Consider the following 26,205-nt stretch of genomic DNA (forward strand, 5'->3'; position numbering starts at 1 on the left):
GATTTGTTCGTGTCTTTGCTTGCTCGCCCGCTACGCGATCAGGCGGCCGCTCTGCCCGTCAGCCGCGCCAGAATCTCCTGCGTATGCTCGCCAACCTTCGCCAGCGCCTGACGCACGCCGGGCCGGCGCCCGCCCATCGTCAGCGGAAGCAACACGACTTCCGTCGTGTCGCCGTCGTCGGTTTGCATCGGCACGAGACCGCCGCTTTGCTTCAGATGCGGATCGTCGAAAAGTTGATCGGGACGCACGATCGGTGCGTACGGAATGCCCGCTGCTTCGAGCTTCGGCGCGAGTTCGTCAGCGCGGTGATGCTTGAGGATGTCGCCAAGCCGTGCAAGCAACTCAGGGCGCACGGCGACGCGCATCGCGTTGTCCGCGAATTGCGGTTCATCGGCGAGATCGGGTCGTCCGATCACGTCGCAGAGCGTGACGAACTGCTTGTCGCTCACTGCGCCGATAAACAGTTGCTCGTCGTTCGCCAGCGTGAACACGTCATAGACGCTCCACGCCGATACGCGCGAAGGCATCGGCGGTGGCGCTTCCTGCGTCATCGCGTACTGCTGCATATGCTGACCGGCGAGAAACACGCAGTTCTCGAACAGCGCGCTTTGCACTTCCTGACCGCGCCCTGTGAAGTCGCGCTCGCGCAACGCAGCCAGCACGCCGATCGCGCCGAACATGCCGCCCATGATGTCGTTGACCGACGTACCCGCGCGCAACGGCCGCCCCACTGGCCCCGTCATATAAGAAAGGCCGCCCATCATCTGCACGACTTCATCCAGAGCAAGGCGCTTTTCATACGGCCCCGGCAGAAAGCCCTTGTGCGACACGTAAATCAGGCGCGGAAACTTCTTCGACAACGTGTCGTAATCGAGCCCGAGTTTCGTCATCAGGCCAGGCCGGAAATTTTCGAGCATGACGTCGCACTGACCGATCAACTCTTCAGCGGCTGCGTGGCCTTCGGGCGTGTTGATATCGAGCACGACGCTTTTCTTGTTGCGATTGAACGTGCGGAAAAATCCGATGCCCAGACCCGGCAGCTTGCGCGTCTTGTCGCCGCCCGGTGGCTCGATCTTGATGACCTCCGCGCCGAGATCCGCGAGGATCATCCCGCACGTCGGGCCCATGACCATGTGAGTGAATTCGATGACGCGCACGCCTTCGAGGGGCAGTCGAGTGGAAGTGTTCATGGCGGCCCTCAGGCAATAGCAGTGTGATTAGCGAAAGTTTTGGGCAAGCCTGCGAGCCACAGCGAGCCGTGCAGGGTTTCGTCCGGCAGCCACTGCGCGACCTTCGCGCGCAACGCCAGAAGCCGTTCGATGTCGATGCCCGTTTCGATGCCCATGTCCGCGAGCATGAACGCGAGGTCTTCGCTCGATGCATTGCCGCTCGCGCCCGGCGCGTGCGGACAGCCGCCGATGCCCGCGAGCGTCGCATCGAAGCGCGCCACGCCCGTCTCCAGCGCCGCATAGACGTTCGCAAGCGCGAGACCGCGCGTGTCATGGAAATGGCCGCAGCAGAAACGGTCGCCCGCGATGCGCCGCGCTTTCTCGAACAGATCGCGCACGGCGGCAGGGCTCGCATAACCGACTGTGTCCGCGATGCTCACGAAATCCGCGCCCGCATCGAGCAGCGCCTGCATGCAGCGCAGCACGTCGGACTGATCGACGGCGCCTTGAATCGTGCAGCCGAACGCCGTGCCGATGCCGCCTTCGATCAGCGTCTTCGAACCCGCAGCGTCGCGCGCCGCCCGCATGCGCGCGACCTCGGCGATCACTTCGTCGGGCGTTTTGCGCAGATTCGCGAGGCTATGCGCGTGGCTCGCGGACAGCGGCACGAGCATCAGGTCGGCGCGTGAATCGATGGCGCGCTCTGCGCCTTTCAGATTTGGCACCAGCACCGACACGCGTAAATCCGGCAGCGTCTTCGCGAACGCGACGAGTTCCGCCGTATCGGCCAGTTGCGGCAACAGATGCGCGGGCACGAACGAGCCGACTTCGATTTCACGCTGACCGGCGGCGTAAGCATCGGCGATCCATTCGATTTTCCGTTGCGTCAGAAGAATGGTCTGGATGCTTTGCAGCCCGTCGCGCAAGCCGACTTCGCGGATCACGGCGCTCGATGGAAATGGGGGCATGGAAGGTGTCTCCAAAGTGCAAGCCGGTCGTAGTCATGCCGGCGTTGTGCTAACTTTAGACATTCCATTCGATACATAAAGCGCTATTTTGGAAGCGCCAGGTTTCCGAACAGGAAACCCACAAGGAGACACAGCGCGTGCGCGACATCGACCTGAAAACCTTGCGGCTCGTCGTAGCCGTGTGCGAGCACAAGAACATGGCGCGTGCCGCGCACGACGAGCACATCGAGCCTTCCGCCGTCAGCAAGCGGATTGCGCAACTCGAAAGCGACCTCGGCGTGCCGCTCTTCACGCGCTCGCGACGCGGCGTGCAACCCACGCCTGCTGGCGTCGCGCTGCTCGAACATGCGCGTAACGTATTGTTCACGATGGACCGGATTGCGAGCGACGTCGCCGCCTTCGGCAGTGGCCTGCGCGGCAGCGTCAGCGTGTGCGCATCGGCATCGGCGATTGCGGAAAGCCTGCTCGACGATGTCGCGTCGTTCATGAGCATGCCTGCGCACGAGAACATCCGCGTGCATGTCGAAGAGTGGCTGTCGCACGATCTCGTGCGGCGCTTGCGCGAAGGCGCCGCGTCCGTCGGCGTGTGCTGGGACAACGTGGATCTCGAAGGGCTGGAGCATCGGCCGTATCGCGAGGACCGGCTGGCGCTGGCCGTGCATCCCGATCATCCGCTGGCGAAGCGCTCGACGCTTCGCTTCACGGAAACGCTCGGCTACGAACACGTCGGATTGCCGCCGACAACGTCCGTGCACATGATGTTGCAGCGCGCCGCGGCGCGCGCGGGCGGCACGGTGTCATACAGGGCGGTGGTATCGAATTTCGATGCCGCGTTTCGCGTGGTGGCCGCGAAGCTCGGCATCAGCGTGATTCCGCAGGTGGTCGGCGACACCTACGCGCGTATTCTCGACGTGCGCGTCATTCCATTGACGGACGAATGGGCAAAGCGGAATTTCGTGGTGTGCTTTCGCGATTTCGAATCGCTACAGCCTGCCGCGCAGCGCATGGTCGATCATCTCGTCGAACGGGCGCAGACCACGCATGCGCCACGATGAAGCGCGAATCAGCGCGCCGTCCGTGCCGCGACGGCAGGCCGCGCGGGCGATACATCGAGCCGCCGGAACACGAGCGCCGACAGCAGCGTGATCACGCCGACGCAAACGAAGCTCAGCATGAATCCCGTCGCCGCCGAGCCCACGCCAGCAGAAAACAGGTTGACGAGCCCGCCGCCGATCGACACGCCCAGCGCGATCGCCAGCATCTGCACCATCGAAAACAGGCTGTTGCCGCTGCCCGCATCCGCATGCGACAGACCCTTGAGCGTCACGCTGTTCATCGCGGCGAACTGCATCGAATTGGCCGCGCCGAACACTGCGAGCAGCGCGATCTCCAGCAGCGGCGTCGACTGTTTCGACACGAGCGCGAACGCGACGATCGTCGAGCCGACGATCATCGTATTGACGAGCAGAAACGCCGAGTAACCGAAGCGCTTGATGAGCGGCGCGATCCATTGCTTCGACACGGTGCCGGCGATGGCGGCGGGCAGCATCATCAGCCCCGAGCGCAGCGGCGAATAGCCGAGCTGCACCTGCATCAGCAGCGGCAGCATGAACGGCACCGCGCTCGATCCGATCCGGCACAGCAGGTTGCCGATCAAGCCGATGCTGAAATTCGGTTCGCTAAACAGAGCGAGCCTGAACAGCGGCCGCTCGCTCGAACGTGCATGCGGAATGTAAGCTAGCGCCGCGACGACGCCCGCCAGCGCAAGACCTACCGACCATTCGACACGATACGCGCTCATCGGCGGATCGATCGCGAGCGAAAGCAGGATCATTGCGAGCGACAGCAGACCGCAGCCGATGAAATCGAACGGCGGCGGATGGCTTGCATTATCGTGCGGCAGGAAGTGCTGCACGGCGATCAGGCCGATCGCACCGACGGGCACGTTGACGAGGAAAATCCAGTGCCACGAAATGGCTTGCGTGAGCCAGCCGCCCAGCGTCGGCCCGACGATCGGCCCGACCTGCCCCGCAATCGAAACGAACGCGAGCGCGGATACGTACTGCTCGCCCGGCACGCGGCGCAACACGGCAAGCCGCCCGATGGGCAGCAGCATCGAACCGCCGACGCCTTGCAGCACGCGGGCAATCACGAGTTGATCGAGCGTGTGCGCGCCCGCACAGCACACCGACCCGAGCACGAACACGAGAATCGCGGCGAAGTACACGCGGCGCGTGCCGAAGCGGTCGGCGAACCAGCCTGAAGCGGGAGTGAGCAGCGCCATCGTCAGCGAGTACGAGACGACGACGGGTTGCATTGCGAGCGGCGACGCGTGAAGGCTTTGCGCCATCGAAGGCAGCGCAGTGTTGACGATGGTCGTGTCGAGTGCCTGCATGAAGAATGCAGCGGCGACGATCCAGAGCAAGGCGGTATGTGAGGAATCGCGGGTCATGATGAAGTTCGGAGAGGCGCGACGGAAGCCGTTGTCTATAGCGTCGCGATCACAGCGCCTCGGAAACGGGCGTTTCGCCGAACCGGCGATCAGGCCGATTCGTCCAAATCCAGATGCAGCGCTCATGGTATCGATTTCACCGGCAATCGGGAAGTCACCTGAAGGCATTGACTGTCATCGCAAATGCCGATGACAATGCCGCATGCTCAATCCTCTCTGGCTCAGGACGTTCGCCACTGTCACCACCTGCCGCAGCTTTACCGAAGCGGGCAAACGGCTCGACCTGAATCAGTCGAGCGTCAGTGAACATATTCGCCGACTCGAAGAGAGCGTCGGCAGACGGCTGTTCGTACGCGACACGCATTCGCTCGCGATGACCGCCGACGGCGAAGCACTGCTCGTGCATGCCAACGTGATCCTGCAGGCCATCAATCGCGCCGAATCGCAGTTCCGCAAACCGAGGCTGAAGGGACGCGTGCGCCTGGGCACGTCCGACGATATCGCGCTCGGCGCATTGCCGAACGTGCTGGCCGCGTTTCGCGCGGCCCATCCCGATGTGGAACTGGAGATCACGATCGGCATGACGAGCCGCCTGTATGAACTGCTCGATGCCGGTTTGATCGATCTGCTGGTCGGCAAGCGGCGTCTGGGCGAACGGCGCGGTACGCCGCTGCTGCGTTCGCGCCTCGAATGGATTGCGCGGCCCGGTACGATCGTCGATCTCGAACAACCGTTGCCGCTGGTGCTCGTGGCGGAGCCGAGCGTGACGCGCGCCGTCGTGCTGAATGCGCTCGCCGAAAAAGGCTTCGGCTGGGAAGTGGTGTGCACCAGCAGCAGCCACGCGGGCTGCATCGCTGCCGCGCGTGGCGGCTTGGGGTTGACGGCGAAATCGCAGTACGTGTCCGCGCGCGGGCTCGCGCCGCCTGTGAACAGCGCGAGCTTGCCCGCGCTGCCCGACGTCGAATTCATTGCGCTGGCGGCGAAGCGGCTGAGTCAGCCGGCGGGCACGCTGCTGGAGTTGCTGCAAAGCAGCGATCTGAGCGGCGAATGGATGAGCGAATAGCGGCGCGGCGCGCTTTATTCGTCGCTCAACGCCGCTTGGCCGTCAACGCGTCGAAGTCGATCGACGTCAGTTCGCCGATTCTTTCGATCGTAATGTCAGGGTCGGGATACTTCGCGATCTCCTTGGCATCGAGCGCATAGTGACCCTGGCGCGGGAAGATCGTCGTCAGGCGGTCGCCCCATTGCTCTTTCATCGCGGTGAGGATGCGCAGCTTGTCGTCGACCATCACGTAATGACGCGCCGGATAATGCGCGATCACGTCGTCGAGCATCTGCTCCTTGTGTATGTAGATCAGCACGCGTCCTTCGACTTCGTCCCACAGGCCCGAGCGCGACACCTTGCGCGGCTGGAACACGACGTCGCCATCGGACAGAATCGCCGTCTTGCCGAATTCGCTCGCATAGCGCAGCGCATCGAGCGCCCCGGGGAATACGCGGTTCGCAAACGGATAGTCGATCAGGTAACACGACATCAGCAATAGCTGCGTGTCGTCGTGGTGCTCGGTTCGATAGCGCTGCAGTGCGCCAAGGTAGTCCGCATAGCCGAGCTCGCTGCGCAGATCCTCGAAGATCTCCCAGTAGCGCGCGCTATTTTCTTCACCGAACTGCCGCGTCATGTGCGTGCGCAGGTCAGTCAGCACGTGATCGTTATCGAGCAGCGTGTTATCGACGTCGAACAGAAAGACAACGTCGTTGCTTGATGGTGTGTTCATTCACGTTACCTCGCCTCGGTCGTCTGTGCCCGTTGAGCACGGTGGACGGTGCGCCGATGGGCGCAGATGCGGCCCACGACGCGTCGCCGTTTGCGCTAAGAGCCGCGAAGCGCGATGAAGTTCGCGACGGGCGGTATGCGCGATCAGCGCAAAGACTAGCACTGTCGATCGACGCGCGCCGTAGATGGTGCGTGGAGGCGTTGTGCGGCCGCTCTTTGGCGGGTTGGCACTTGCATGTCTGGGGAAGCGGGTATATCGCCCTCCGCCTGTAGACAGAAGCTGCGGGGGAGTCGTTTGGGGGCGTGGGCGGCGGCAGACGGTTAGTTGCGAACTAACAAGCGATGCGTTACCGATCCAGGCAACAAGCCAGTATTCTCTCCGGCCACGTGCCCGCCCATTACCTTGCTTAGCTAAACGCCCTAACCCGCCACCAAACGCTCGTCAGACGAATCGTCACCGATTCGCGTATCGGCGTTTGCGTCGATCGAATCGCGGCCATCCGCCAGACCCTTGCTGCGCCGCCAACTGGCGGGCGGCATGCCGAACTCCCGCTTGAACGCGCGATTAAATGCGGCCTCCGATTCATACCCGACCTGCTCGGCCACTGCCGCAAGCGTCGGGTTTCCATCCCGCAACGCCTGCGCGGCGATCTGCAAGCGCCATCGGGCGAGGTACTGCATGGGCGGCTGGCCAAGCAGTTCCGTGAAGCGCTGCGCAAGCGCCGAGCGCGAAAGACCAACCTTGCGTGCGAGCTCTTCGACGGTCCAGCCATATGCGGGCTGCGCATGCAGCATGGCGAGTGCGCGGCCAACGAAACGATCGCCCACGCCCGCGAGCCAACCCTTGCGATCTGCCGGCAACGCCTCGATGCAACGTTGCACCGCCTTTACGAACAGCAACTCCGAAAGCCGTGAGAGCACGATCGCGCTGCCCACGCGCCAGTCGGCAGCCTCATTGGCGGCAAGTTTCAACGACGATTCGAGCCACGCCGATTGTGGATCGTCGCGCATGTCGACCTTGAAGAGCCGTGGCAGTGCCGAAAGGACGGGGTTCGTCAACGAATCGTCGCAGGCAAGAAAGCCGCAGATGATCCGCGTGTGCGCACCACCGCCGCCGTAATTCAACGTCATCACTTCGCCCGGCGAGGTGTTCAGATACTTCGACATCAGGTCTTCTGAAGGCGCAGGCGCGACGTCCAGCGAACTGCCCATCAGATGCGCTTCGCCTTGCGGTACGACGAGAAGTTCTCCTGCATCGACACGAATCGCAGAAGCAGGATCGTCGACGAGGGTAGCCCAGCAACTGCCTTCAGTGATGAGGTGATAGGACACGATGCGTTCAGCGCGCGGCAGGAACGTGGCGCACAAATCCGACGTGACTTCCCCGACCACACACCATGGCGCGGTTAAGTCGGCGTTTAGATACACCGCCCCTCCGAGACGCACCACGCGAAGGACATCAGAGAAAGCATCCATGACAGCGCCCATCAGTTTCGGCGTCCTGCGCAAAACATCTGGACGCCTGGTCATTCCTCGAACCGGCTTGTGTGCCGATACTGGCAGCCATGCAATTCTGCACCAGTGAACGGTGAAGCGCTCATGGAACGTCAAAGGCGCGGCCACCTCGTTATCCGGAGACAAATATGAGTCGCGCGGACATCTATCGAGGCCAATGCTTTTGCGGCGCCGTGCAGTTCACGTTGAGTGGAGAGCCCGCGGGAATGGGCTATTGCCATTGCGAGTCGTGCCGCCGCTGGTCGGCCAGCCCGATCAATGCATTCACGCTGTGGATCCCCGGCGCGCTGCGCGTCACACATGGTGCCGACGACATCAGCACGTACAACAAGACACCGCACAGTTATCGCAAGTGGTGCAGGTTATGCGGCGGACACCTCTTCACCGAGCATCCGGGACTCGGGCTCATTGATGTATATGCCGCGGTTGTAGACGACTTCCCGTATGCAGCGGGTGTGCACGTTCACTACCCGGAGTCCGAGCTGCCCATGAACGCTATCGAGTAACGGCCGAGTAGCCGTCGCGTCGTCCAGATCAGTTCGATTGCCCGTTCGCCGCGCGGGCATGGTCGCATGCAAGCATTCGCGGCGCCATCAGACACGCAGCACTACGATGCATTTTCGCATCGCTGCCCTGGCCTTTCAGGAGTTCTTTATGTCCGCTGTTGATTCTGCTTTCGCATCCGTTGCAGACTTCACCGCCGTCAAGGTCCGCCAGCAGGCGGCCTGGTCGACGGGCGACTATGCTGTTGTTGGCACCACGCTGCAAATCGTCGGAGAGAACCTTTGCGAAGCGCTCGATGTGCGTTCCGGCAGTTGCGTGCTCGACGTTGCCGCCGGCAACGGCAACGCGACGCTTGCCGCAGCGCGCCGCTATTGCGACGTCACATCGACGGACTACGTCGCCTCGCTGCTCGATTCCGGACGTGCGCGCGCGCAAGCCGAAGGGCTCCCGGTGCAGTTCCAGCAAGCGGACGCTGAAGCGCTGCCCTACGCGGATGCCTCATTCGACATCGTGATGTCGACCTTCGGCGTGATGTTCACGCCCGACCGGGAGAAAGCGGCCGCGGAACTCGTGCGCGTCTGCAAGCCGGGCGGACGGATTGGTCTCGCGAACTGGACGCCGGAGAGTTTCATCGGGCAGCTATTCAAGACGATCGGCAAGTACATTCCACCGCCGGCAGGCGTGATGTCGCCAGCACTCTGGGGCACGAAGGCGCGCCTGGAAGCGCTTTTCAGCGCGAACGCCCGGAGCATCATCGCGACGAGCCGCGATTTCACGTTCCGCTACCGTTCGCCGGAACATTTCGTCGACGTGTTCCGCACGTTCTATGGGCCGATGAACAAGGCGTTTGCCGCGCTCGAAGGCGAGCCGCAGGCGGCCTTTCTTCGCGATCTGATGGCGCTGATCGAGAGCCGTAACCGTTCGAACGACGCGACGCTCGTCCTGCCGAGCGAGTATCTCGAAGTCGTGGTGGAGCGCGTGTGAATGGAGTCTGATGCGGGTCGTCTGGTCGCTTCATACAGACGCCGCTTTTCCCGCATCAATTGACTTCGCTGCGCTGGGTGCGCGGCGAAGTCGTTCCACGATGCGCCGCGACACGGCACACGTGTCTGTTTCAGTCCAACTTCCATTCAAGGTTTGTCGGCCGCGCAACGACGCTTCGCCCGGCCTTAAACCCGCAGAGACAGCTAAAAGGTCCGCCAGACGAGGCTTGCAGCAATGTGGCATGGACTCTGCGAGTACACGGCATTCATGCCGCTACGCCATCGATCACGTGATCGACCAGAGGACATCATGCTCATCTATCTATTCCAGTTGTTGAGAAAGACGCTTGACCGTGCTGAACACAGTCGCCGCGACGCGTACCTCGCATCCGCGGTCGACATGGGCGAACTCGAACGCCGCATGCATGCAAGCGAAATTGACTGAGGCACACCCGCCGACGTCCCGATCCAACTTTCTAACTCCCTCAACAACATGGACAGCACAGTCGCGTCGCAAGCCTCGTCATCCGCAAGTTCGGTGATCGCATTGCATTGCTCTGGCTCGGGAGCGGCGCAATGGCGCAAGCTCGGCGAAGCGCTTGGCTCGCGTCACGCGTTCGTCGCGCCCGAGCACTACGGCTGCGACAGCACGGGCCCGTGGAGCGGCGAGCGCGCGTTCACGCTCGCCGACGAGGCCGCGAGGACCATCGGCATCATCGACGCATCGCGTGGCAAGGTGCATCTCGTTGGCCACTCGTATGGCGGTGGCGTGGCGTTGCGCGCAGCCGTCGAGCGGCCCGAGCGTATCGCGAGTCTGACGCTATACGAGCCCTCGGCGTTTCATCTGCTCAAGATGATGGGCTCGTATGGAGCGCACGCGCTTGCGGAAATCGTCGCGATTTCGAAGCGCACCGCCGATGGCGTGAGCTGTGGCGACTATCGGGGCGCGGCAGCCTCATTCGTCGATTACTGGGGCGGCCGGGGCGCGTGGGAAGCACTGCGGCCTTCGGTGCAGGACGCACTGACGCGTTGGGCACCGAAGGCGCCACTCGACTTCCGCGCACTGCTCGACGAGCGCACGCCGGCCAGCGCGTACACAGGTTTGCGTGTCCCCGCGCTGATCATGCGCGGCCAGCACGCGCCCATTCCGACCCGCGCGATTGCCGAGCGATTGCCGATGCTGCTGCCAGCGGCGCGCCTGGCCATCGTCGAAGGTGCAGGACATATGGGACCGCTCACGCACGCCGATAAAGTCAATGCGGCCATCGTGCGGCATATTGCGGAGGCGGATGCGATCGCTTGAAGGCGTCAAGGTTGTTGTTGCGTCTGTTGGGCTGGTTGCGCTTCCTGGGCTCAATGCCTATCTGAAGGATGCGACGTTGCGGACGCTTGCGCCTTACTCGCAGATTATCCGGCTTGGGCCGCAGTCGGCGAATCTGACTATCTCGTTGCCCTGATCTCTTGCCCTTCTTCGTGCCGGGCGCCTCTCCTTTTGTCGCTTTCTCTTTGGTGTGAACGTATTGGGATCCGCGACTACACTTGCATACATCACGCATTGCAGGAAGACTTCGATGATCGATATTCGGCCCGCTCGTTTTCCCGACGAAATCGAGGCCGTGCGGGCGATTTTCCGCGAGTACGCGGATGGTCTTGGTATTGACCTTGGCTTTCAGGCGTTCGACGAGGAACTGGCCACGCTGCCCGGTAAGTACTCGCCGCCGCGTGGCACCATATTGCTCGCGTGGCGCGACGAGCGCGTGATCGGTAGCGTTGCACTGCGGCCTTTTGAATTCGACATCTGCGAGATGAAGCGGCTTTATGTGCGGCCCGAAGGACGCGGACATCAAATCGGGACACTTCTTGCGCAGGCCGTCGTGCATGCTGCGAAGGAAGCGGGGTATCGGAGGATGCGGCTCGATACGCTGCCAACTATGCAGACTGCGCAGCGGCTCTATGCTTCTTTAGGGTTCAGGCCGATTTCTGCTTATGTTTTTAATCCTGTCGAAGGGACGCAGTTTCTGGAGCTTGAGATTTGAAGGTTTTTTTGCGGGCATCCGCAATGTGATGGTTGCTGCGCAGGCCTTGGCGTTGTGTGCTTGCCTTTGCGCTGGCATCCGCGATACGTTATCTAGCTTCACGCGTCGCCCCTGTGCGGGGCGGCACCTACTTTTCTTTGCCGCCGCAAAGAAAAGTAGACAAAAGAAAGCGGCTAACACCGCCAACATTTCTTTTTGCCTGAGGGCCCCCAACCGGTCTTACGCCTCAAACGGCAACGTCCTTGTTCGCGCGTGTTGCCAACGCGCTGAATGAACGCCTCACCCACTTCAAACACCCGCACAAGGGCTAGCGGCAGCTAATGGTTTGCGCCGCCCAGGTGGCAAACTGTGTGTAGGTTGTCGCGTCGTATAGGGTAGCGCTCTTACAGGGTGGAACGCATGCGTTACCGGTTCGGAGTGAGGCGTGCTAGGCACTACAGCCTACACACAGTTTGCCACCTGGGCGGCAGATGACTATCTGGCACGGCGTGCTGCGACGCGGGTGCGTGAAGCGGGTGAGGCGCACCGCAAGCGCGCTGGCAACCAACGCGGAACAAGCAGGTTGCCGTGTGAAGCGTAAGACCCGTTGGGGGCCCTCAGGCAGAAACTAGACCTGGCGGTGTTAGCCGCTTTCTTTTGCCTACTTTTCTTTGCGGCGGCAAAGAAAAGTAGGTGCCGCCCCGCACAGGGGCGACGCTTGAAGCTAGATAACGAAACGCGGATGCCAGCGCAAACACAAGCACACAACGCCTAGGCCTGCGCAGCGAAACATCACATCGAAGATGCCACCGCAAAGGCAAAAAAACAAACCGCGCGCGCCGCGAAGGCGCAACGCGGCTGCCAGCGCAATGACAAACCAACCCAACCGTCACACTCCTCCACCCACAGTCTTAACACTCTTCCACTGCCCCTGCTGCACCTCAAAGAGCGTATATGGCGGCTTAATCAGATCCCCATAAGGATCAAAAGTAATCTTCCCAGTAACACCCGTCAACGACACCTTAGCCAAACTCTCAACAATCTTCTCGCGATCAAGCGAATTAGCATCATGAATCGCCTTCAACATAGCAAGCGCAGCATCATATGCAAAAGGCGCATACAGCTCGACATCCTGGTTGAACCGCGCCTTATAGCGCTTGCCAAAGTCCTGCGCCGCAGGCAACTTATCAAGCGCGGGACCCGGCTCAAGATCCTGGGTGCGCTCACCCGAAGAACCCGCAATCTGCAAGAACGCATTACTCTTCAACGCACCCGCGCCAAACAACTGCGTCTGCATCCCCAGCGAACGCATCTGCTTGACCAGCATCGCGCCCTGCTCATCCAGCCCGCCAAAGAAAATCACATCGACATTCTTGCTCTTCAGCGAAGTGAGAATCGCGCGGAAATCGACGGCCTTGTCGTTGGTAAATTCGCGCGACACGATATTGCCGTTCGCTTCCTTCACCCCTTTCTCGAACGCATCGGCGAGACCTTGCCCGAACGCCGTGCGGTCGTCGATGATGCCAATGCGCTTCGCCTTCATCTGCTCGACGACGAAATGCCCCGCCACCACGCCGCCAATACCGTCATGCCCCATCGTGCGGAACACGTTCTTGTAGCCCTGCTTCGTCAGCTGCGGATTGGTCGAGCCAGGCGTGATCATCGCGACATTGGCGTTGTGATACACAGTCGATGCCGGAATGCTGCACCCCGAGTTGTAGTGGCCAATCACGCCGACCACGCCTTCATCGACGAGCTTCTGCGCAACCTGAATCGCGACGCGCGGATCGGCCTGATCGTCCTGCACGTCGAGCACGAACTTGACGGGCTTGCCCGCAATGATCGGATGCTTCGCGTTTTCTTCATCGAGCGCAAGTTGCGCGCCGTATTGCAGGTCCTTGCCGACCCGCGCGACGGGTCCCGTCAACGGGCCGACAAAACCTATCTTGACGATTTCCGGGTCCGCGGCAAATGCGAATGAAGCATGCGCCGCCAGAGCGCAAACCGCTAACCTGATCAGCCATGTACGTCGATTCATGATGCGCTCCTGTCATTAGAAAATGTCGCGCTCTTTGCCTGTCGACTGACCCGATGCGCGACGCCTCGAAGTCGTCCTTGAACACATGCGTATGCGTCGCCTCAGAACCGCGTCGGCGCATAGCGCGACAAATCGAGCGGCGGCGCGCGCCGTGCGACGAGATCGGCCACGATGCGCCCGCTCACGCCTGCCAATGTCAGTCCCAGATGCTGATGCCCGAATGCGTAAATCACGCGCTCGCTGTCGCTCGAACGGCCCAGCACAGGCACGCCGTCGGGCAGCGTAGGCCGGAAGCCGAGCCACGAACTGTCGGGCTGCGTCAGCCCCGGCAACGCGCGCTTCGAAGAAAACGTCAGCAGGTCCAGCAGCGAACGGTTGCGCACGTCGCTGAAGCCGCCCAGTTCGACCGTCCCCGCAACGCGCACGCCGTCGTCCATCGGTGTCATGTAAAAGCCGCGCTCGGCCCAGCCTACAGGCCGCGATATCAGTTGCGTCGCGCCGCGATAGCGCACGTGGTAGCCACGCTCCGTATCGAGCGGCACGCGGTCGCCGCATTGCGCCGCGAACTTCGCGGAGCGCGCGCCCGTCGCAACGACGACATGATCGAAGCGGCGCGGCGTGCCGTCGTCCGTCGTCAGCGTGACGCCGTCTGCCGTGGGCGCAATCGCGCTCACGCTCTTGCGTTCGAGTTCGAGGCCACGCGCCGCGAGCAGTTCATGCAGCGACAGCAGAAAGCCTTGTGGATCGGAGAAGTGCCAGCTGTCGCTGAAGAGCACGCCGCGCTCGAAGATCGGCGCAAGCGCGGGCTCCAGCTCGCGCACCTCGGCGGCGGACAGCACGTCGAACGACACGCCGAGTTGCTTGCGCAGATTCAGCGAAGCGCGCGACGCATCGAATGACGCGCCGCTCGAATACAGATACAGGCATTCCCGTGGCCTCACGTACTTTGCAAGTTCCGGTTGTTCGAGCAAGGGCCCGTAGCCGTCCTGCGCCTGCGCGAGCAATGCAGCGAGCGCGCCGGCACTCGCTTCATAACGCTTGCGCGTCGAGCTGATCATGAAACGCGCGAGCCACGGCAACACATGCGGCAGATAACTCCAGCGCAAACGGAACGGACTCTCGCTCGACAGCAGGAACCGCGGCAGATCGCGGAACACGGAAGGATTGTTCACGGGAATACAGCCATACGGCGCGAACGTGCCCGCGTTGCCGAACGACGCGCCCTGCGCGACGCCCGACGGATCGAACAGCGTGACGCGGTGCCCGTCGCGCATCAGCCAGCCGGCGCTCGCAAGCCCGATGAAACCCGCGCCGACAATGCCGATCTCTGCCATCAACGCTCTCCCGACAATGCACGTCCATCGGCTGCGGAGAGATAACCCGTGCGCGTGCCGTCATCCGCGTTGCGCCGTTTCGCCGCCAGCAGCCATGCCGCCGATGCGAACGCGAGACTCGCGATGCTCGCCATCAGTTGCGGACGCAGTTCGGCATCCAGGCCCATCGCGACCAGCACGCCGACGATCGCCACCACAACCGCATACGAGAGCCACGGGAAGAGCCACATCGGCAGTTCGGGCTGCTCGCCGTTGCGTTGCAGGCGTCGGCGGATGCGGATTTGCGCAAGCGCTGTCGCGAGATAGACGAACAGCATCACGGCACCCGACGCATTGACGAGGAACAGGAACACGCCCTGCGGCGACACGATCGCGGCGATGATCGCCACATAGCCGACCACACTGCTCAACAGCACCGCAAGACGCGGCACGCGCGACGGCGTGAGGCGCAGCAGCGCGCGCGGCGCATCGCCACGTCCCGCGAGGCGGAACAGAATCCGCGACGACACGTACAAACCCGAATTCAGTGCGGACAGCACGGCGACCAGCACGATCGCGTTCATGATGTCGGCCGAGCCCGGCACGCGCATCGTCTCCAGCGCGGCGACGAACGGCGAATGGCCCGTCACGATGCTGGTCCACGGCACGATGCACGCAATCAGGAACATCGAGCCGACATAGAACGTGATCACGCGCAGGATCACCGAGCGGGTCATCGCGGCGACGCTCTTCGCGGGGTTGTCCGATTCGGCGGCGGCGATGGTCGCGATCTCCGCGCCGCCGACCGCAAAGATCACGGTCGGCACGGCCGCGAACACCGACATCGTGCCGAACGGCAAGAAGCCCTTTGTGGCCGTCAGATTGCTCCACGCGCTGTGCGTATGGCCCAGGCCGAACACCCATGCCGCGCCGATCGCGATGAACACGATGATGGCCGCGACCTTGATCGACGCGAACCAGAACTCGAATTCGCCGTACGACTTCACCGACATCAGATTGATGAAGGTCATCAACGACAGCAGCACCAGCCCGATCATCCACACGGGTGCGGGTATCCAGCGCTGCAGGATCGCCGCGCCCGCCACCGCTTCCACGGCGACCACGATCACCCAGAAGTACCAGTAGAGCCAGCCGCTCGTGAAGCCCGCCCAGTCGCCGAGACCAATGCGCGCGTATTCGGTGAACGACCCGACGCCCGGCACGCCGAGCGCCATCTCGCCGAGCATGCGCATCACGAACAGCACCACGATGCCCGCCACCAGATACGACAGGCACGCAGCCGGCCCAACCGTGTTGAGCGTCGCGCTGCTGCCCACGAAAAGCCCCGCGCCGATGATGCCGCCGAGCGAAATCATCGTGACGTGCCGCTGACGCAATGCGACGCCAAGACGGGGCGTGGCGCTCTCCTGTGTGTCGTGCGATGCGCGGGTGTTTGTCCTGCTCTCTGCCATGCGAAATCTCCTTCCAGCTCGATCCTGCAATTCAAAAACCACACAAAACCTGATTCAAAGAATCACACAACATTTTTTTGTGTGCAATTAAAAACGTCATTGTATGGTCCAGGACTTTCCCTGGCGTTGACGGGCGTAGTCCTTGCCAGGCTTGAAAGCAGTGGCACGCATGCGTATCTGGTATAAAATCCGGCGAACTGGCACAAACAGGCAGACAAAGCCTGTTTTGTATGGAGACAGGGCGAGACAATGGCTTCCAGCAGAGACAAGGCAGCACACAGCAACGGCGCCGCAGCCGAGGTGGACCAGACAAACGGCGATCCGGTCCAGACAAAACGCGCGACCTATATCGAGGTATCGGCGTCGATCGAGGACGAGATTCGCGGCGGGGTCTATCCGCCCGGCAGCCGTCTGCCGCCGCAGCGTCAGCTCGCCACCGAACTCGGCATCAATGTGTCGACGGTGTCGCGCGCTTATAAGGAATTGCAGCTGCGCGGCCTGGTGATCGGCAGCAAGCGGCGCGGCTCGCTCGTGACGGGCGGCGCGATGCCGCGCGTCGAAACCGCGATCGCGCCCAATGCCGCACCCGGCGGCGCGATCGATCTGACCGTTAACCGGCCGGCGACGGGCGAGTTCCTGTCGTGTCTCGCGACCACGCTCGCCGATCTGCCGCGCGATCCGCGCTATGCGTCGCTACAGGAATATCAGCCGCCGCAAGGTCCCGACTGGGCGCGAGCGGCGGGCGCGAAGTGGATGGCCGGGCCCGGCTTCACGCCGTCGCAGGAGCATCTCGTTGTCACGAGCGGCGCGCAGCATGGCCTCTATGCCGTGCTCAACAGCCTGATCGGCACGGACGGCGTGATCGTCGCCGACCGGCTCACGTATTACGGCCTGAAGGCGCTCGCGCCCGTGTTCCAGTTCGAGATCGTCAGCGTGCCGAGCGACCGCGACGGGCTGATCACGGATGAAGTCGAACGCATTTGCAGCCGCGTGCCCGTCAAGGCGATTTTTACAGTGCCGAATCTGCAGAACCCGACGGTGACGACGATGAGCCTGGAGCGCCGCGTGGCGCTCGTCGATATCGCGCGGCGTTATGGCGTCGCGATCATCGAAGACGACGTGTATGGTCCGCTCGTCTCGCAGCGTCTGCCTACGCTCGCAAGCCTGTGCCCGGAGCTGACGTTTCACATCGCCGCGACGTCGAAGATACTCGCGCCGGGGCTGCGGCTGGGTTACCTGCTGAGTCCGTCCGAGCGCTCCGCGCTCGCCGCTGAAGCGGTGCGCACGACCGCGTGGATGCCCGCGCCGATGTCGATGCTGATCGCGACCATCTGGATCGAGGACGGCACGGCGCGACGCATCATGGACGCGCAGCTCGCCGAGATCCGCGTGCGTCACGATCTTGCGCGGCAGATTCTGCCGCAAGAGTGGCTGGAGTCCGACCCCGCTTGCATGTTCGTGTGGCTCAAGCTGCCGCCGCCGTGGCGCGCCGACGATTTCGCCGCTAATGCGAAAGCGCGCGGCGTGGTCGTGATGCCTTCATCGGCCTTTGCGGTCGATCGCGCCGAGGTCGAGCATGGCGTGCGGATCAATCTCGCGTGCGCGTCTTCGCGCGAACAACTGGTGAGCGCGCTGCAAACGCTCGCGCAAGCGTTGCGCGATCGCCCGCGTGCGTTGTTCGGCACCATCTGATTGCGCGCCTGGCGCTACAGTTTCGCGGCCTGTTCCGGATCGCCCGATCCCGAAGCAATGGCGATCAGGCCGAGAAGATTGCCGATCAGGCGTCCCTGACGGTCGAGATGCGGCTCGGGTCTCAATGACTTGAGCGCGTTCATCACAAGCGCCCTGGCGATATAACGCGCCGCTTCACTGCGCGACATCTCGCCCTTGCGCCGCAAATAGTTCGGGTTCACAACTTGCGAATAGCCGAACCGCTTCCCCGACACGCGGCCCGATGCCATGCCGAGATGCACGCCGCTCATTTGCGCGCATCGCACGATGGGACCACGGCTCGACAGCCGGCATGAAAAGTCCTTGTCTTCGAGCCAGCCATACAGCACGAGTCTCTCATCGAAACGCAGGCCACTCATTGCGCTCATGCGACACGCCATGTTGCAGCCATAGAGAGAAATGCACGGCGTCAGCGCATGCGGCTCACTCGCCGCACTTTCCGCATCGGTCACGATGCGCCGGGCGTTATCCCACGTCAGCGGACAGCCTTTCGAACCATCCTGCACTGTTTTTCCCGACACGCCGAGCACGGCCGGATTGGACTCGAACATCCGCGCGCATTGCTCGATCCAGTCGCGGCATGGCGCGTAGTCGTCGTCGAAGAATGCGACGATGTCGATATCGCATGGGAGCGCATCGAGCGCGCGATTCCTTTGCGTGGGCAAACCGGCTGATCCGAAGATACGCATCACGGGAAATGGTGTCGGGTACTTTTCACCGACGTCGGCTTCATTCGTAGCGGAGAGAATGACGACACAAGGCGTCATAGTTTGACGTGCGAGAAATGCAAGCGCGTTGGGTATTGCATCGGGACGCCCTTTCGTTGCGATAACGACCGCGACACGTGTCGCATGCACCTCTTTCATCTCGTCGACAGTGCGCCGTTCCATCACTCCCTCCATCATCACTCCCTGTCGTCGCGACATGCATGAAACCGCTCGACTAACGCTAGCACGTATGATCAGCGGCAACGGCGCATGGCGAGATCACGCGAGAGGATTGTCCGAAATCCATGAGGTGTTGTCCAAGGGCGGGATCAGATCGCAATGTACATGGCATCGATATTGATAAGCATCGCGAACTATTTTAATGGGCCATGAAATGCACTAACGTTCGCCAGTTTCTACCGGCTCGAACGATATATACAGTACACCTTACACATTCGGAGGCTGCGCACCTTTACAGCGTGCACTCAGTGGGAAGAAGCTACCTGACGATAGAAAAGACACAGCGCACGCGCGCATTTCTTTCCGCGTCGCGCAGCGTGTCGAGGGGATGTGTCAGACGAAAGGGAGAAGTACTTTTGAAGTGGCGCCTACAGGCCTACAGACCGCCGTTTTCGACGACCCGGCCTTCAGCGCGCCAGCGCAACATGCCGCCCGCGAGATTCGCGACGTCCTCGAACCCTGCCTGGCGAAGCATCACGGTCGCCTGCGCCGAACGGCCGCCCGCGCGACAGACCGTGACAATAGGACGTTCTTTGCCGAGTTCCGCCACGCGTTTCGCCAGACTGCCGAGTGAAATCAGCTTCGCTTCGGGAATGCGTCCAAGCGGGCCGTCGAATTCGTCGGGCTCGCGCACATCGACGATCTGCACCGATTGCAGATGTTCTTCGAGCCATTGTGGATGAATTTCCCAGATCCCCGCGAACGTGTAGGTCAGCGGCGCCCATTCGGGTTGCGGCTTTAGCGACGGATCGCTGGCCGCGACACCGCATTGCATGTTCGCGGGAACGGCGACATCGATTTGCCGCGGATGCGCAAGGCCGAGATTGGTCATATAGCCCGCGAAATCGTCCTCGCAAAGCTCACCCCCCAGCCGTGGATTGAAGCGCCGCTCTTCGGCCACGCTCGTCACCGTCAGGCCCCGATAATCGTGCGCCGGATACAACAGACAGCTTTCGGGCAACGAGAAAAGCTGCTCATGCACCGCGCGAAACAGCGCATGCGGATTACCGTTCTGAAAGTCCGTGCGACCGGTGCCGCGAATCAGCAGACAATCGCCCGTGAAGGCCATCGACTCGTCGTCGAGCACGAGACTGATGCAGCCATTCGTATGACCAGGCGTCGCACGCACACGCAGTTGCCGTGCACCGAAGGAAATCGAATCGCCGTGGCTGACATAGCGGTCCGCTCCCTCCGCGCCGCTCGCCGCCGATATCGCGATCTGGCTGCCCGTGCGTTTTTTCAGCAGCCACGCGCCTGTCACATGATCTGCATGGACGTGCGTGTCGATCGTAAAGAGCAGGCGCAGGCCGAGTTCGTCGAGCAGCGCGGCATCGCGGCGCGTCTGCTCGAACACGGGGTCGATCAGTACGGCCTCGCGTGTGTCGCTGTCAGCGAGCAGATAGGTGTAGGTAGACGATTGCTGGTCAAACAGTTGTCGGAAGATCAGCACGCTCACGGTCTCTCAACGTGTGTCGGAAAACGCCTCTGTTGCGAATAGCAATCACGCCGGCGCGCGCTTCACAACTGCGCGCGCCGGACCGTCGCTCAAGGTCTCACTTGGGTTGCTGCACGTAACGCAGATACGGCTTCAACGTCTTGAAGCCCTGCGGATACTTCTCTTTGGCCGCTTCGTCGGACACGGACGTCGGAATGATCACGTCCTCGCCCGGTTTCCAGTTCACGGGCGTGGCGACCGTGTGCTTCGCGTTCAGTTGCAGCGAGTCCAGCAAACGCATCACTTCGTCGAAATTCCGGCCCGAACTCATCGGATAGACGAGCATCGCCTTCACCTTCTTGTCCGGCCCGATCAGGAACACCGAACGCACCGTCGCGTTGTCGACAGCCGTGCGCGGGCCGCCGCTCGCTTCGGGGTGAATCATGTCGTAGAGCTTCGCGACGTTCAGATCGGCGTCGCCGATCATCGGATAATTGATCGCGTTGCCCTGCGTCTCCTCGATGTCCTTCACCCATTTCTGGTGATCGCTGACGGGGTCGATGCTTAGTCCGATGATCTTCGTGTTGCGCTTGTCGAATTCCGGCTTGAGTCCCGCCATGTAGCCCAGTTCCGTCGTGCAGACGGGGGTGAAGTCCTTTGGATGCGAGAACAGGATTGCCCAGCTATCGCCGATCCATTCGTGAAATCGAATCGTGCCTTCTGTGGTCTCCGCCGTGAAATCGGGCGCTACTTCTCCTAGTCGAATCGCCATCTTCTTTCTCCGTGGTAACAGGTTCCAAACGATGCGTCGGATGCCGCCACCGTCGTTGTAACGACGGCCAGCGGGTTATCAGGAATCAGCTTAGAGAACTTCTGACGTTAGCCGCCGGTCATGATGCCGTACGACCCGGCGTGTGCGCAACGGTTCGCGGCGGCTCCCGATCGGCACCAACGCGAGACGAGCGTACATGCGCAGCAGGTAACTTTTATAGCGTAGAACAAATTACACGTTTCGTGTGCAGTTTGTCAGCGCGCCGGATATTTTCGGGCCTGTCTGTTCGTCACGGCACAGGCAGAAGGGGTGCGCGAAGTCCTGGCGCACGGCGGCGAGCGGCACTCCCCACTCGCCGCGCATCAGACCATTACTGCTCGACCTGCCGGTTCCAGCGCTGATCCCATTGCGCGCGGTGCGCGTTGATCGAATCCCAATCGACGACCGTCACCTTCTTCACCAGATCATCCAGATTGCCGAGGCTCTTCTGCATCGCGGGCGTCATCGTCGCGTGCTCGTTGGTCGGAATCTGCTTGCCCGCTGCCGCCGCTTTCGATTGAGCCGGCGCCGACAACAGGAACTGCGCGAGCTTTTGCGCAAGCTGCGGATCGGCGTTGTTCTTCACGACGCACAGGTCGACCAGCAGCAAGACTGCGCCTTCCTTCGGATTCGCGTAGCCGACAGGAATGCCCTTGTCCTGCAGATCGCCGACCGCCGTCGGCGTCAGCGGGAAGAGCCCCGCTTCGCCCGTTTGCACCATCTCCGAGAGCTTCGCCGAATTGGGAATGTACTCGACGACGTTCGGTCCAACCGTGCTCGACCATTTGCTGAAACCCGGCTCGACGTTCTGGTCGTTGCCGCCCATCAAACGGTTGATCGCGAGAAAGCCGTGCAGGCCGAACGTGCTGCTCGACGCGGACTGAAACACCACTTTGCCCTTGTACTTCGGATTGGCGAAGTCCATCCACGATGTGGGCGGCGCCCAGCCTTTCTCCGCGAACAGTTTGGTGTTGTAGCCGATGCCCGTCATGCCGAGCTGCACGCCAGCGCCGATGTCATCCTTCATGCGCGCAAACGGATACAGCTCTTTCAGCACGGGCGCGTCGTCGAGCTTCTGGCACACACCCATGCTGACGGCGCGCGCCATCACACCGTCATCGAGAAACGCAACGTGAATCTGCGGGCTGTTGCGATTGGCGAGCAGTTTCGCGAGCACATCGGACGAGGTGCCCGGCACCACGACCACCTTCACGTTGTTCGCCTTCTCGAAGTCGGGCAGCACCTGGCTCGTGTACGCCTTCTCCATCGGGCCGCCGTTCATGCCGATATAGATCGTTTTGGTTTGCGACCAGGCGGGCGCGGCCGCCCCGATCGCGAACACGGCGGCCAGCGCCGCGACCGTGCTTGACAGCTTCATTGTGGGTCTCCTTGACAGGATTAAAGAACAGCGGGGATCGCGCTTCGGTTGAAGCGGCCGATCGCAAACGCATCGAGCGGCGTCGAGGTCTCGCCGTCGATCACGAGGTCGGCCATCACTTCGCCGACACCGGGCGCAAGCAAAAAGCCGCCGCCCGAAAAACCGAATGCATGCAGCAGGCGCGGCACCTTCTGGCTCGCGCCGATCACGGGATTGCTGTCGGGCGTCTCGCCTTCGACGCCGCTCCACGTGCGGATCAGCAATGCGTCGCGCAATGCGGGCAGCAGCGCGCACGCGTCGCGCATCACAGCGCGTGTGGTTTGCGTCGACGGTTGCGCGTATTCGCCGTCGCCATGTCCGCGCCCGCCGCCGATCACGCAGTTGCCGCGTTCGACCTGGCGCGCGTACACGCCGCCGCCCACGACGCCCAGGTTGTGCGTCACGAAGCGCGGCAGCGGCTCGGTCACCCACATGTTGGGATAGATCGGTTTCATCGGCACGGCTTCGTTGAAAAAGCCCGCGACGGTGTTCGCCCACGCGCCCGCGCTGTTGATCAGCCAGTCGGCCGTGATGCGTTCGTCGCCCGCGCGAATCTGGAAGCGCGAGCCGTCGTGCGTGATATCGGTGAGCGCGGTTTGCTCGCGTACCACGGCGCCCGCCCGTTGCGCCGCGCGAGCGAAAGCGGGCGACACGAGGCGCGGATTCGCGTGACCATCGCTCATGCACAGCGAGCCACCCAGCGCCGCTTCGCCGAGCCACGGATAACGCTTGCGGAACGCCGCGCCTGCCAGCAGTTCGGTTTCGAGCCCGTGTTCGCGCGCCATCGCGGCCCACGTTTCGAGCACGGCAAAATCGCTGTCGCGCCGCGCCAGACGCAGATGTCCCGACACGACGAGTTCCCCGTCGATGCCAATGAGTTCCGGCAAGCGGTCCCAGACGCGCCGCGCGCGCATCGCAAGCGGCATCTGTTCGGCGGGGCGTCCCTGGCATCGCACGCCGCCGTAGTTGACGCCGCTCGCCTGCGCGCCGCAATAGCGCCGCTCGAACAGGCCGACGCGCACGCCGCGCCGCGCGAGCGCCAGCGCCGCCGACGAGCCGACCAGCCCGCCGCCCGCGATCACGACCTGATAGTGGACGGCGTCACTCATCGCGTGCCTCCTCGGGAATCGCGGCGACGACGTCGTCGAACAGCATCGGCGAGATGGGAATGGGCTTGATGGGCGCCTGACTGCGCAGACGCCCGACGCTTTCCGGCGGACGTCCCGTTTCCTCGCTCAGCAGCGCAATGGCCGCTTCGCCGCACATGCGCCCCTGGCAGCGGCCCATGCCGACACGCGTCAACGCCTTGAGCCGGTTGATCTCGCTGGCCTCGCCGCCACGAATGCAGCGGCGCAATGTGCCCGCATCGACTTCTTCGCAGCGGCAGACGGTCATGTCGTCGGGCCAGTGCTTCGCGGGTTGTGAGGGCGGCGCAAAGGCCGCTTCGATGCCTGCGCGAAACACGGCGATGCGTTGCAAGCGGCGTTCGAGCGTGGCGGGATCGAGGCCATCCGCGTGCGCGGGATGCTCAATGCCGAGATCGTCGAGCAGCGCGAGCGCCGCACGTCGGCCCGCGAGTTCAGCGGCGTCCGCGCCTGCGATACCCGCGCCATCGCCAGCGAGATAGATGCCCGCCACCGAGCTGCGCCCTGCCGCGTCGCGCTCAGGCAACCAGCAGCCGTTCAATGTATCGAAGCGGAAGCGGCATCCGGCGAGGTCCGCGAGTTGCGTTTCCGGGCGCAAGCCGAAGCCGAGGCCAACGGCATCGCAGGTAATCGTTTCGATGCGCTCGCTCTCATGCGATGCCTTGAAGCGAATGCCCGCCACGCCCTCTTCGCCGTCGATGCCGACCAGCGTCACGCCACGCTCCATCCTGACGCCGCGCGCCTTGAGCCACGCCACGTAATAGATGCCCTTGGCGAACGTCGAAGGCTGATTGATGAGCTTCGGCACCGCCGCGACCTGCTTCGACCACGCGCTCGTGTCGAGCACGGCTTCGATCCGCGCGCCTGCCTTCACGTATTGATACGCAATGAGATACAGCAACGGACCCGTGCCCGCCAGCACGACGCGCCGCCCGATCGCGCTTCCCTGCGCCTTCAGCGCAACCTGCGCGCCGCCGAGCGTATAAACGCCGGGCAACGTCCAGCCCGGCACGGGCAACACGCGATCCGTCGCGCCGCTCGCGATGATCAACTGCGTGAACGCGACGCTCGCCTCGCGGCCATTGCGGATCGTGTCGAGCCTGCGGCCTTCGCACGACCATACGAGCGTGTCCGGCCGATAGTCGATCTGCGGCAGAAGCGCGCGCATCGTCTCGTGCACGGCATCAGCCTTCTTCGACTCGAAGCCATACAGCGTCGCCTTGCTGCGCGTGAAGCCCGCATCGGCAGGCGGCTGACGATAGATCTGTCCGCCCCAACGCGCGTTCTCATCGAGCACGATGGGCCGGATGCCCGCCGCCACCAGCGTCTGCGCCGCGCGAATCCCCGCAGGGCCCGCGCCGACGATCACCACCTGTCGCCCGCTGCTCATCGCGCACCCTTCGTCACGATGCGCATGCCGTCTTTCACCAGCGTCGAACACGCCCGAATCCGCGTGCCGTCTTCGCAGCGCACCCAGCAGTCCTGGCACGCGCCGATCATGCAAAAGCCCGCGCGCGGCTCACCGCTGAATTCGCTATGACGCACGTGGCGTTGCTGCATCAGAATTGCCGTCAGCACGGTATCGCCCGTCAGCGCGCCGACTTCGACGCCATCGAGAAAGAACGACACGGGCGCGCGTCCGGCTTCGGCCACGCGCAGCAACTGGCTGTTGGAACGGGACATGTGAGCGGAAAAGAAAGAAGCCATCAGTGCTGGCCAATCAGAATGCGGTTGAGCCCGTAGACACGGTCGAGCAGCAGCATCGCGCCCGCCGTGATGAAGATGACGAGCGCGGAGACGGACGCCATCATCGGATCGATCGATTCGGTTGCGTACATGTACATCCGCACGGGCAGCGTGACCGTCTGCGGCGACGTGACGAAGATCGACATCGTCAGTTCGTCGAAGCTGTTGATGAACGCGAGCAGCCAGCCGCCCGTGATGCCGGGCACGATCATCGGCAGCGTGATGCGGCGGAACGTGGTCCACGCGTCGGCGCCGAGCGACGACGCCGCGTGCTCGATGCTGCGGTCCAGTCCGCTCACCGACGCAAGCACGAGGCGCATCACGAACGGCGTGATCACGACCATGTGCGCAAGAATCAGCCACGCGAAAGAACCCGTCACGCCGATCAGCGCGAAGAAGCGCAGCATCGCGATGCCGAGCACGAGGCCGGGAATCACGAGCGGCGACAGCAGCAGTGCATTGAGAAAATTGCGCCCCGGAAAGCGCGCGCGGCCAATCGCCAGGCCCGCAGGCAATGCCACGACGAGCGAGAGCGTCGCCGACGCGAAGGCCAGTTTCAGGCTGTTGAAGAAAGCCGTGATGAAGTCGGGATAGTCGAGAATCGCGCGGAACCAGCGCAGCGAGAAACCGTGCGTGGGCAGCGTCAAGGTTTCGTCGGGCGTGAAGGCGACCAGCACGACGATCGCCAGTGGCGCCAGCACGAAGAGAATCACGACGGTATGGAACGCGAGTGCAATGGGGCCGTTCTTGCGCATGATGTTTCGCCTGTC

General features: G+C 62.8%; 24 protein-coding genes and 1 pseudogene. 9 read left to right on the forward strand and 16 right to left on the reverse strand.

Features of this window, described 5'->3' with window-relative positions; genetic code table 11:
* Positions 1-38: 38 nt before the first annotated feature.
* Entirely contained in the window at positions 39-1,190 is a 1,152-nt protein-coding gene (locus tag H1204_RS33780) for a CaiB/BaiF CoA-transferase family protein (protein WP_180734845.1), read from the reverse strand.
* Between the two features lie 8 nt (positions 1,191-1,198).
* Positions 1,199-2,137 carry a hydroxymethylglutaryl-CoA lyase gene (locus H1204_RS33785; RefSeq protein ID WP_180734846.1) on the reverse strand — a complete coding sequence of 313 codons (939 nt, stop codon included), beginning with the start codon at positions 2,135-2,137 and terminating at the stop codon, positions 1,199-1,201.
* Positions 2,138-2,274: 137 nt separating this feature from the next.
* Between H1204_RS33785 and H1204_RS33790 the strand changes: the two genes are divergently transcribed.
* Positions 2,275-3,192, forward strand: coding sequence for a LysR family transcriptional regulator (locus H1204_RS33790; protein ID WP_180734847.1), 918 nt, complete (start codon positions 2,275-2,277; stop codon positions 3,190-3,192).
* An 8-nt stretch (positions 3,193-3,200) separates the two neighbouring features.
* Here the strand turns inward: H1204_RS33790 and mdtD are convergent, their stop codons facing one another.
* Positions 3,201-4,589, reverse strand: a complete 1,389-nt coding sequence (gene mdtD / locus H1204_RS33795; RefSeq protein WP_243468948.1) for a multidrug transporter subunit MdtD — start codon at positions 4,587-4,589, stop codon at positions 3,201-3,203.
* Between the two features lie 202 nt (positions 4,590-4,791).
* Between mdtD and H1204_RS33800 the strand changes: the two genes are divergently transcribed.
* A complete protein-coding gene (locus H1204_RS33800; protein WP_180734849.1) occupies positions 4,792-5,652 on the forward strand; it encodes a LysR family transcriptional regulator in 861 nt (286 codons plus the stop codon).
* Positions 5,653-5,677: 25 nt separating this feature from the next.
* On the opposite strand, the gene H1204_RS33805 is transcribed toward H1204_RS33800, so the two are convergent.
* The gene (locus H1204_RS33805; RefSeq protein ID WP_180734850.1) at positions 5,678-6,364 is read right to left on the reverse strand and encodes an HAD family hydrolase; all 687 of its coding nucleotides are present in this window, start codon (positions 6,362-6,364) and stop codon (positions 5,678-5,680) included.
* 419 nt (positions 6,365-6,783) lie between these two features.
* Positions 6,784-7,839, reverse strand: coding sequence for an AraC family transcriptional regulator (locus H1204_RS33810; protein ID WP_243468949.1), 1,056 nt, complete (start codon positions 7,837-7,839; stop codon positions 6,784-6,786).
* Between the two features lie 167 nt (positions 7,840-8,006).
* On the opposite strand from H1204_RS33810, the gene H1204_RS33815 reads away from it, so the two are divergent.
* The 6 genes and pseudogenes from H1204_RS33815 (at position 8,007) to H1204_RS33840 (ending at position 11,401) form a co-directional block, all read left to right on the forward strand.
* Positions 8,007-8,384 (forward strand): GFA family protein, encoded by a 378-nt coding sequence (locus H1204_RS33815; protein WP_180734852.1) that lies wholly within the window; start codon positions 8,007-8,009, stop codon positions 8,382-8,384.
* Positions 8,385-8,532: 148 nt separating this feature from the next.
* Complete coding sequence (locus H1204_RS33820) at positions 8,533-9,366, forward strand: class I SAM-dependent methyltransferase (protein ID WP_180734853.1); 834 nt, start codon at positions 8,533-8,535, stop codon at positions 9,364-9,366.
* Between the two features lie 309 nt (positions 9,367-9,675).
* Complete coding sequence (locus H1204_RS33825; protein ID WP_180734854.1) at positions 9,676-9,810, forward strand: DUF3563 family protein; 135 nt, start codon at positions 9,676-9,678, stop codon at positions 9,808-9,810.
* 48 nt (positions 9,811-9,858) lie between these two features.
* Positions 9,859-10,668, forward strand: a complete 810-nt coding sequence (locus H1204_RS33830; RefSeq protein WP_180734855.1) for an alpha/beta hydrolase — start codon at positions 9,859-9,861, stop codon at positions 10,666-10,668.
* 28 nt (positions 10,669-10,696) lie between these two features.
* Positions 10,697-10,822: pseudogene (locus tag H1204_RS33835) on the forward strand (DotU family type IV/VI secretion system protein); the annotation flags it as partial.
* Positions 10,823-10,936: 114 nt separating this feature from the next.
* A complete protein-coding gene (locus H1204_RS33840; protein WP_180734856.1) occupies positions 10,937-11,401 on the forward strand; it encodes a GNAT family N-acetyltransferase in 465 nt (154 codons plus the stop codon).
* Between the two features lie 868 nt (positions 11,402-12,269).
* Here H1204_RS33840 and H1204_RS33845 read toward each other — a convergent pair.
* The 3 genes from H1204_RS33845 to H1204_RS33855 form a co-directional block, all read right to left on the reverse strand.
* Positions 12,270-13,418, reverse strand: a complete 1,149-nt coding sequence (locus tag H1204_RS33845; protein ID WP_180734857.1) for a branched-chain amino acid ABC transporter substrate-binding protein — start codon at positions 13,416-13,418, stop codon at positions 12,270-12,272.
* Between the two features lie 101 nt (positions 13,419-13,519).
* Positions 13,520-14,752, reverse strand: a complete 1,233-nt coding sequence (locus tag H1204_RS33850; protein ID WP_180734858.1) for an FAD-dependent oxidoreductase — start codon at positions 14,750-14,752, stop codon at positions 13,520-13,522.
* On the reverse strand, positions 14,752-16,203 hold the full coding sequence (locus H1204_RS33855; RefSeq protein ID WP_180734859.1) for an amino acid permease: 1,452 nt from the start codon (positions 16,201-16,203) through the stop codon (positions 14,752-14,754). Before H1204_RS33855 ends, H1204_RS33850 begins: the two co-directional genes overlap by 1 nt.
* A 249-nt stretch (positions 16,204-16,452) precedes the next feature.
* Here H1204_RS33855 and H1204_RS33860 point away from each other — a divergent pair, with 249 nt between their 5' ends.
* Positions 16,453-17,895, forward strand: coding sequence for a PLP-dependent aminotransferase family protein (locus H1204_RS33860; protein ID WP_180734860.1), 1,443 nt, complete (start codon positions 16,453-16,455; stop codon positions 17,893-17,895).
* Between the two features lie 14 nt (positions 17,896-17,909).
* On the opposite strand, the gene H1204_RS33865 is transcribed toward H1204_RS33860, so the two are convergent.
* The 8 genes from H1204_RS33865 to H1204_RS33900 all read right to left on the reverse strand — a co-directional run bounded on the left by H1204_RS33865 (position 17,910) and on the right by H1204_RS33900 (position 26,190).
* Positions 17,910-18,824, reverse strand: coding sequence for a glycosyltransferase family 2 protein (locus H1204_RS33865; RefSeq protein ID WP_243468950.1), 915 nt, complete (start codon positions 18,822-18,824; stop codon positions 17,910-17,912).
* Between the two features lie 433 nt (positions 18,825-19,257).
* Positions 19,258-20,328 (reverse strand): MBL fold metallo-hydrolase, encoded by a 1,071-nt coding sequence (locus tag H1204_RS33870; RefSeq protein ID WP_180735126.1) that lies wholly within the window; start codon positions 20,326-20,328, stop codon positions 19,258-19,260.
* 106 nt (positions 20,329-20,434) lie between these two features.
* Positions 20,435-21,088, reverse strand: coding sequence for a peroxiredoxin (locus tag H1204_RS33875; RefSeq protein WP_180734861.1), 654 nt, complete (start codon positions 21,086-21,088; stop codon positions 20,435-20,437).
* A gap of 370 nt (positions 21,089-21,458) precedes the next feature.
* Entirely contained in the window at positions 21,459-22,505 is a 1,047-nt protein-coding gene (locus H1204_RS33880) for an extracellular solute-binding protein (RefSeq protein WP_007744238.1), read from the reverse strand.
* A 20-nt stretch (positions 22,506-22,525) separates the two neighbouring features.
* A complete protein-coding gene (locus H1204_RS33885) occupies positions 22,526-23,653 on the reverse strand; it encodes an FAD-binding oxidoreductase (RefSeq protein ID WP_180734862.1) in 1,128 nt (375 codons plus the stop codon).
* Positions 23,646-25,079 (reverse strand): FAD/NAD(P)-binding oxidoreductase, encoded by a 1,434-nt coding sequence (locus H1204_RS33890; RefSeq protein ID WP_180734863.1) that lies wholly within the window; start codon positions 25,077-25,079, stop codon positions 23,646-23,648. Before H1204_RS33890 ends, H1204_RS33885 begins: the two co-directional genes overlap by 8 nt.
* Positions 25,076-25,372 (reverse strand): (2Fe-2S)-binding protein, encoded by a 297-nt coding sequence (locus H1204_RS33895; protein WP_346015775.1) that lies wholly within the window; start codon positions 25,370-25,372, stop codon positions 25,076-25,078. Before H1204_RS33895 ends, H1204_RS33890 begins: the two co-directional genes overlap by 4 nt.
* 23 nt (positions 25,373-25,395) lie before the next feature.
* Positions 25,396-26,190, reverse strand: coding sequence for an ABC transporter permease (locus H1204_RS33900; RefSeq protein WP_180734865.1), 795 nt, complete (start codon positions 26,188-26,190; stop codon positions 25,396-25,398).
* Positions 26,191-26,205 lie beyond the last annotated feature (15 nt).

This window comes from Paraburkholderia sp. PGU19 (assembly GCF_013426915.1).
Taxonomy (GTDB): domain Bacteria; phylum Pseudomonadota; class Gammaproteobacteria; order Burkholderiales; family Burkholderiaceae; genus Paraburkholderia.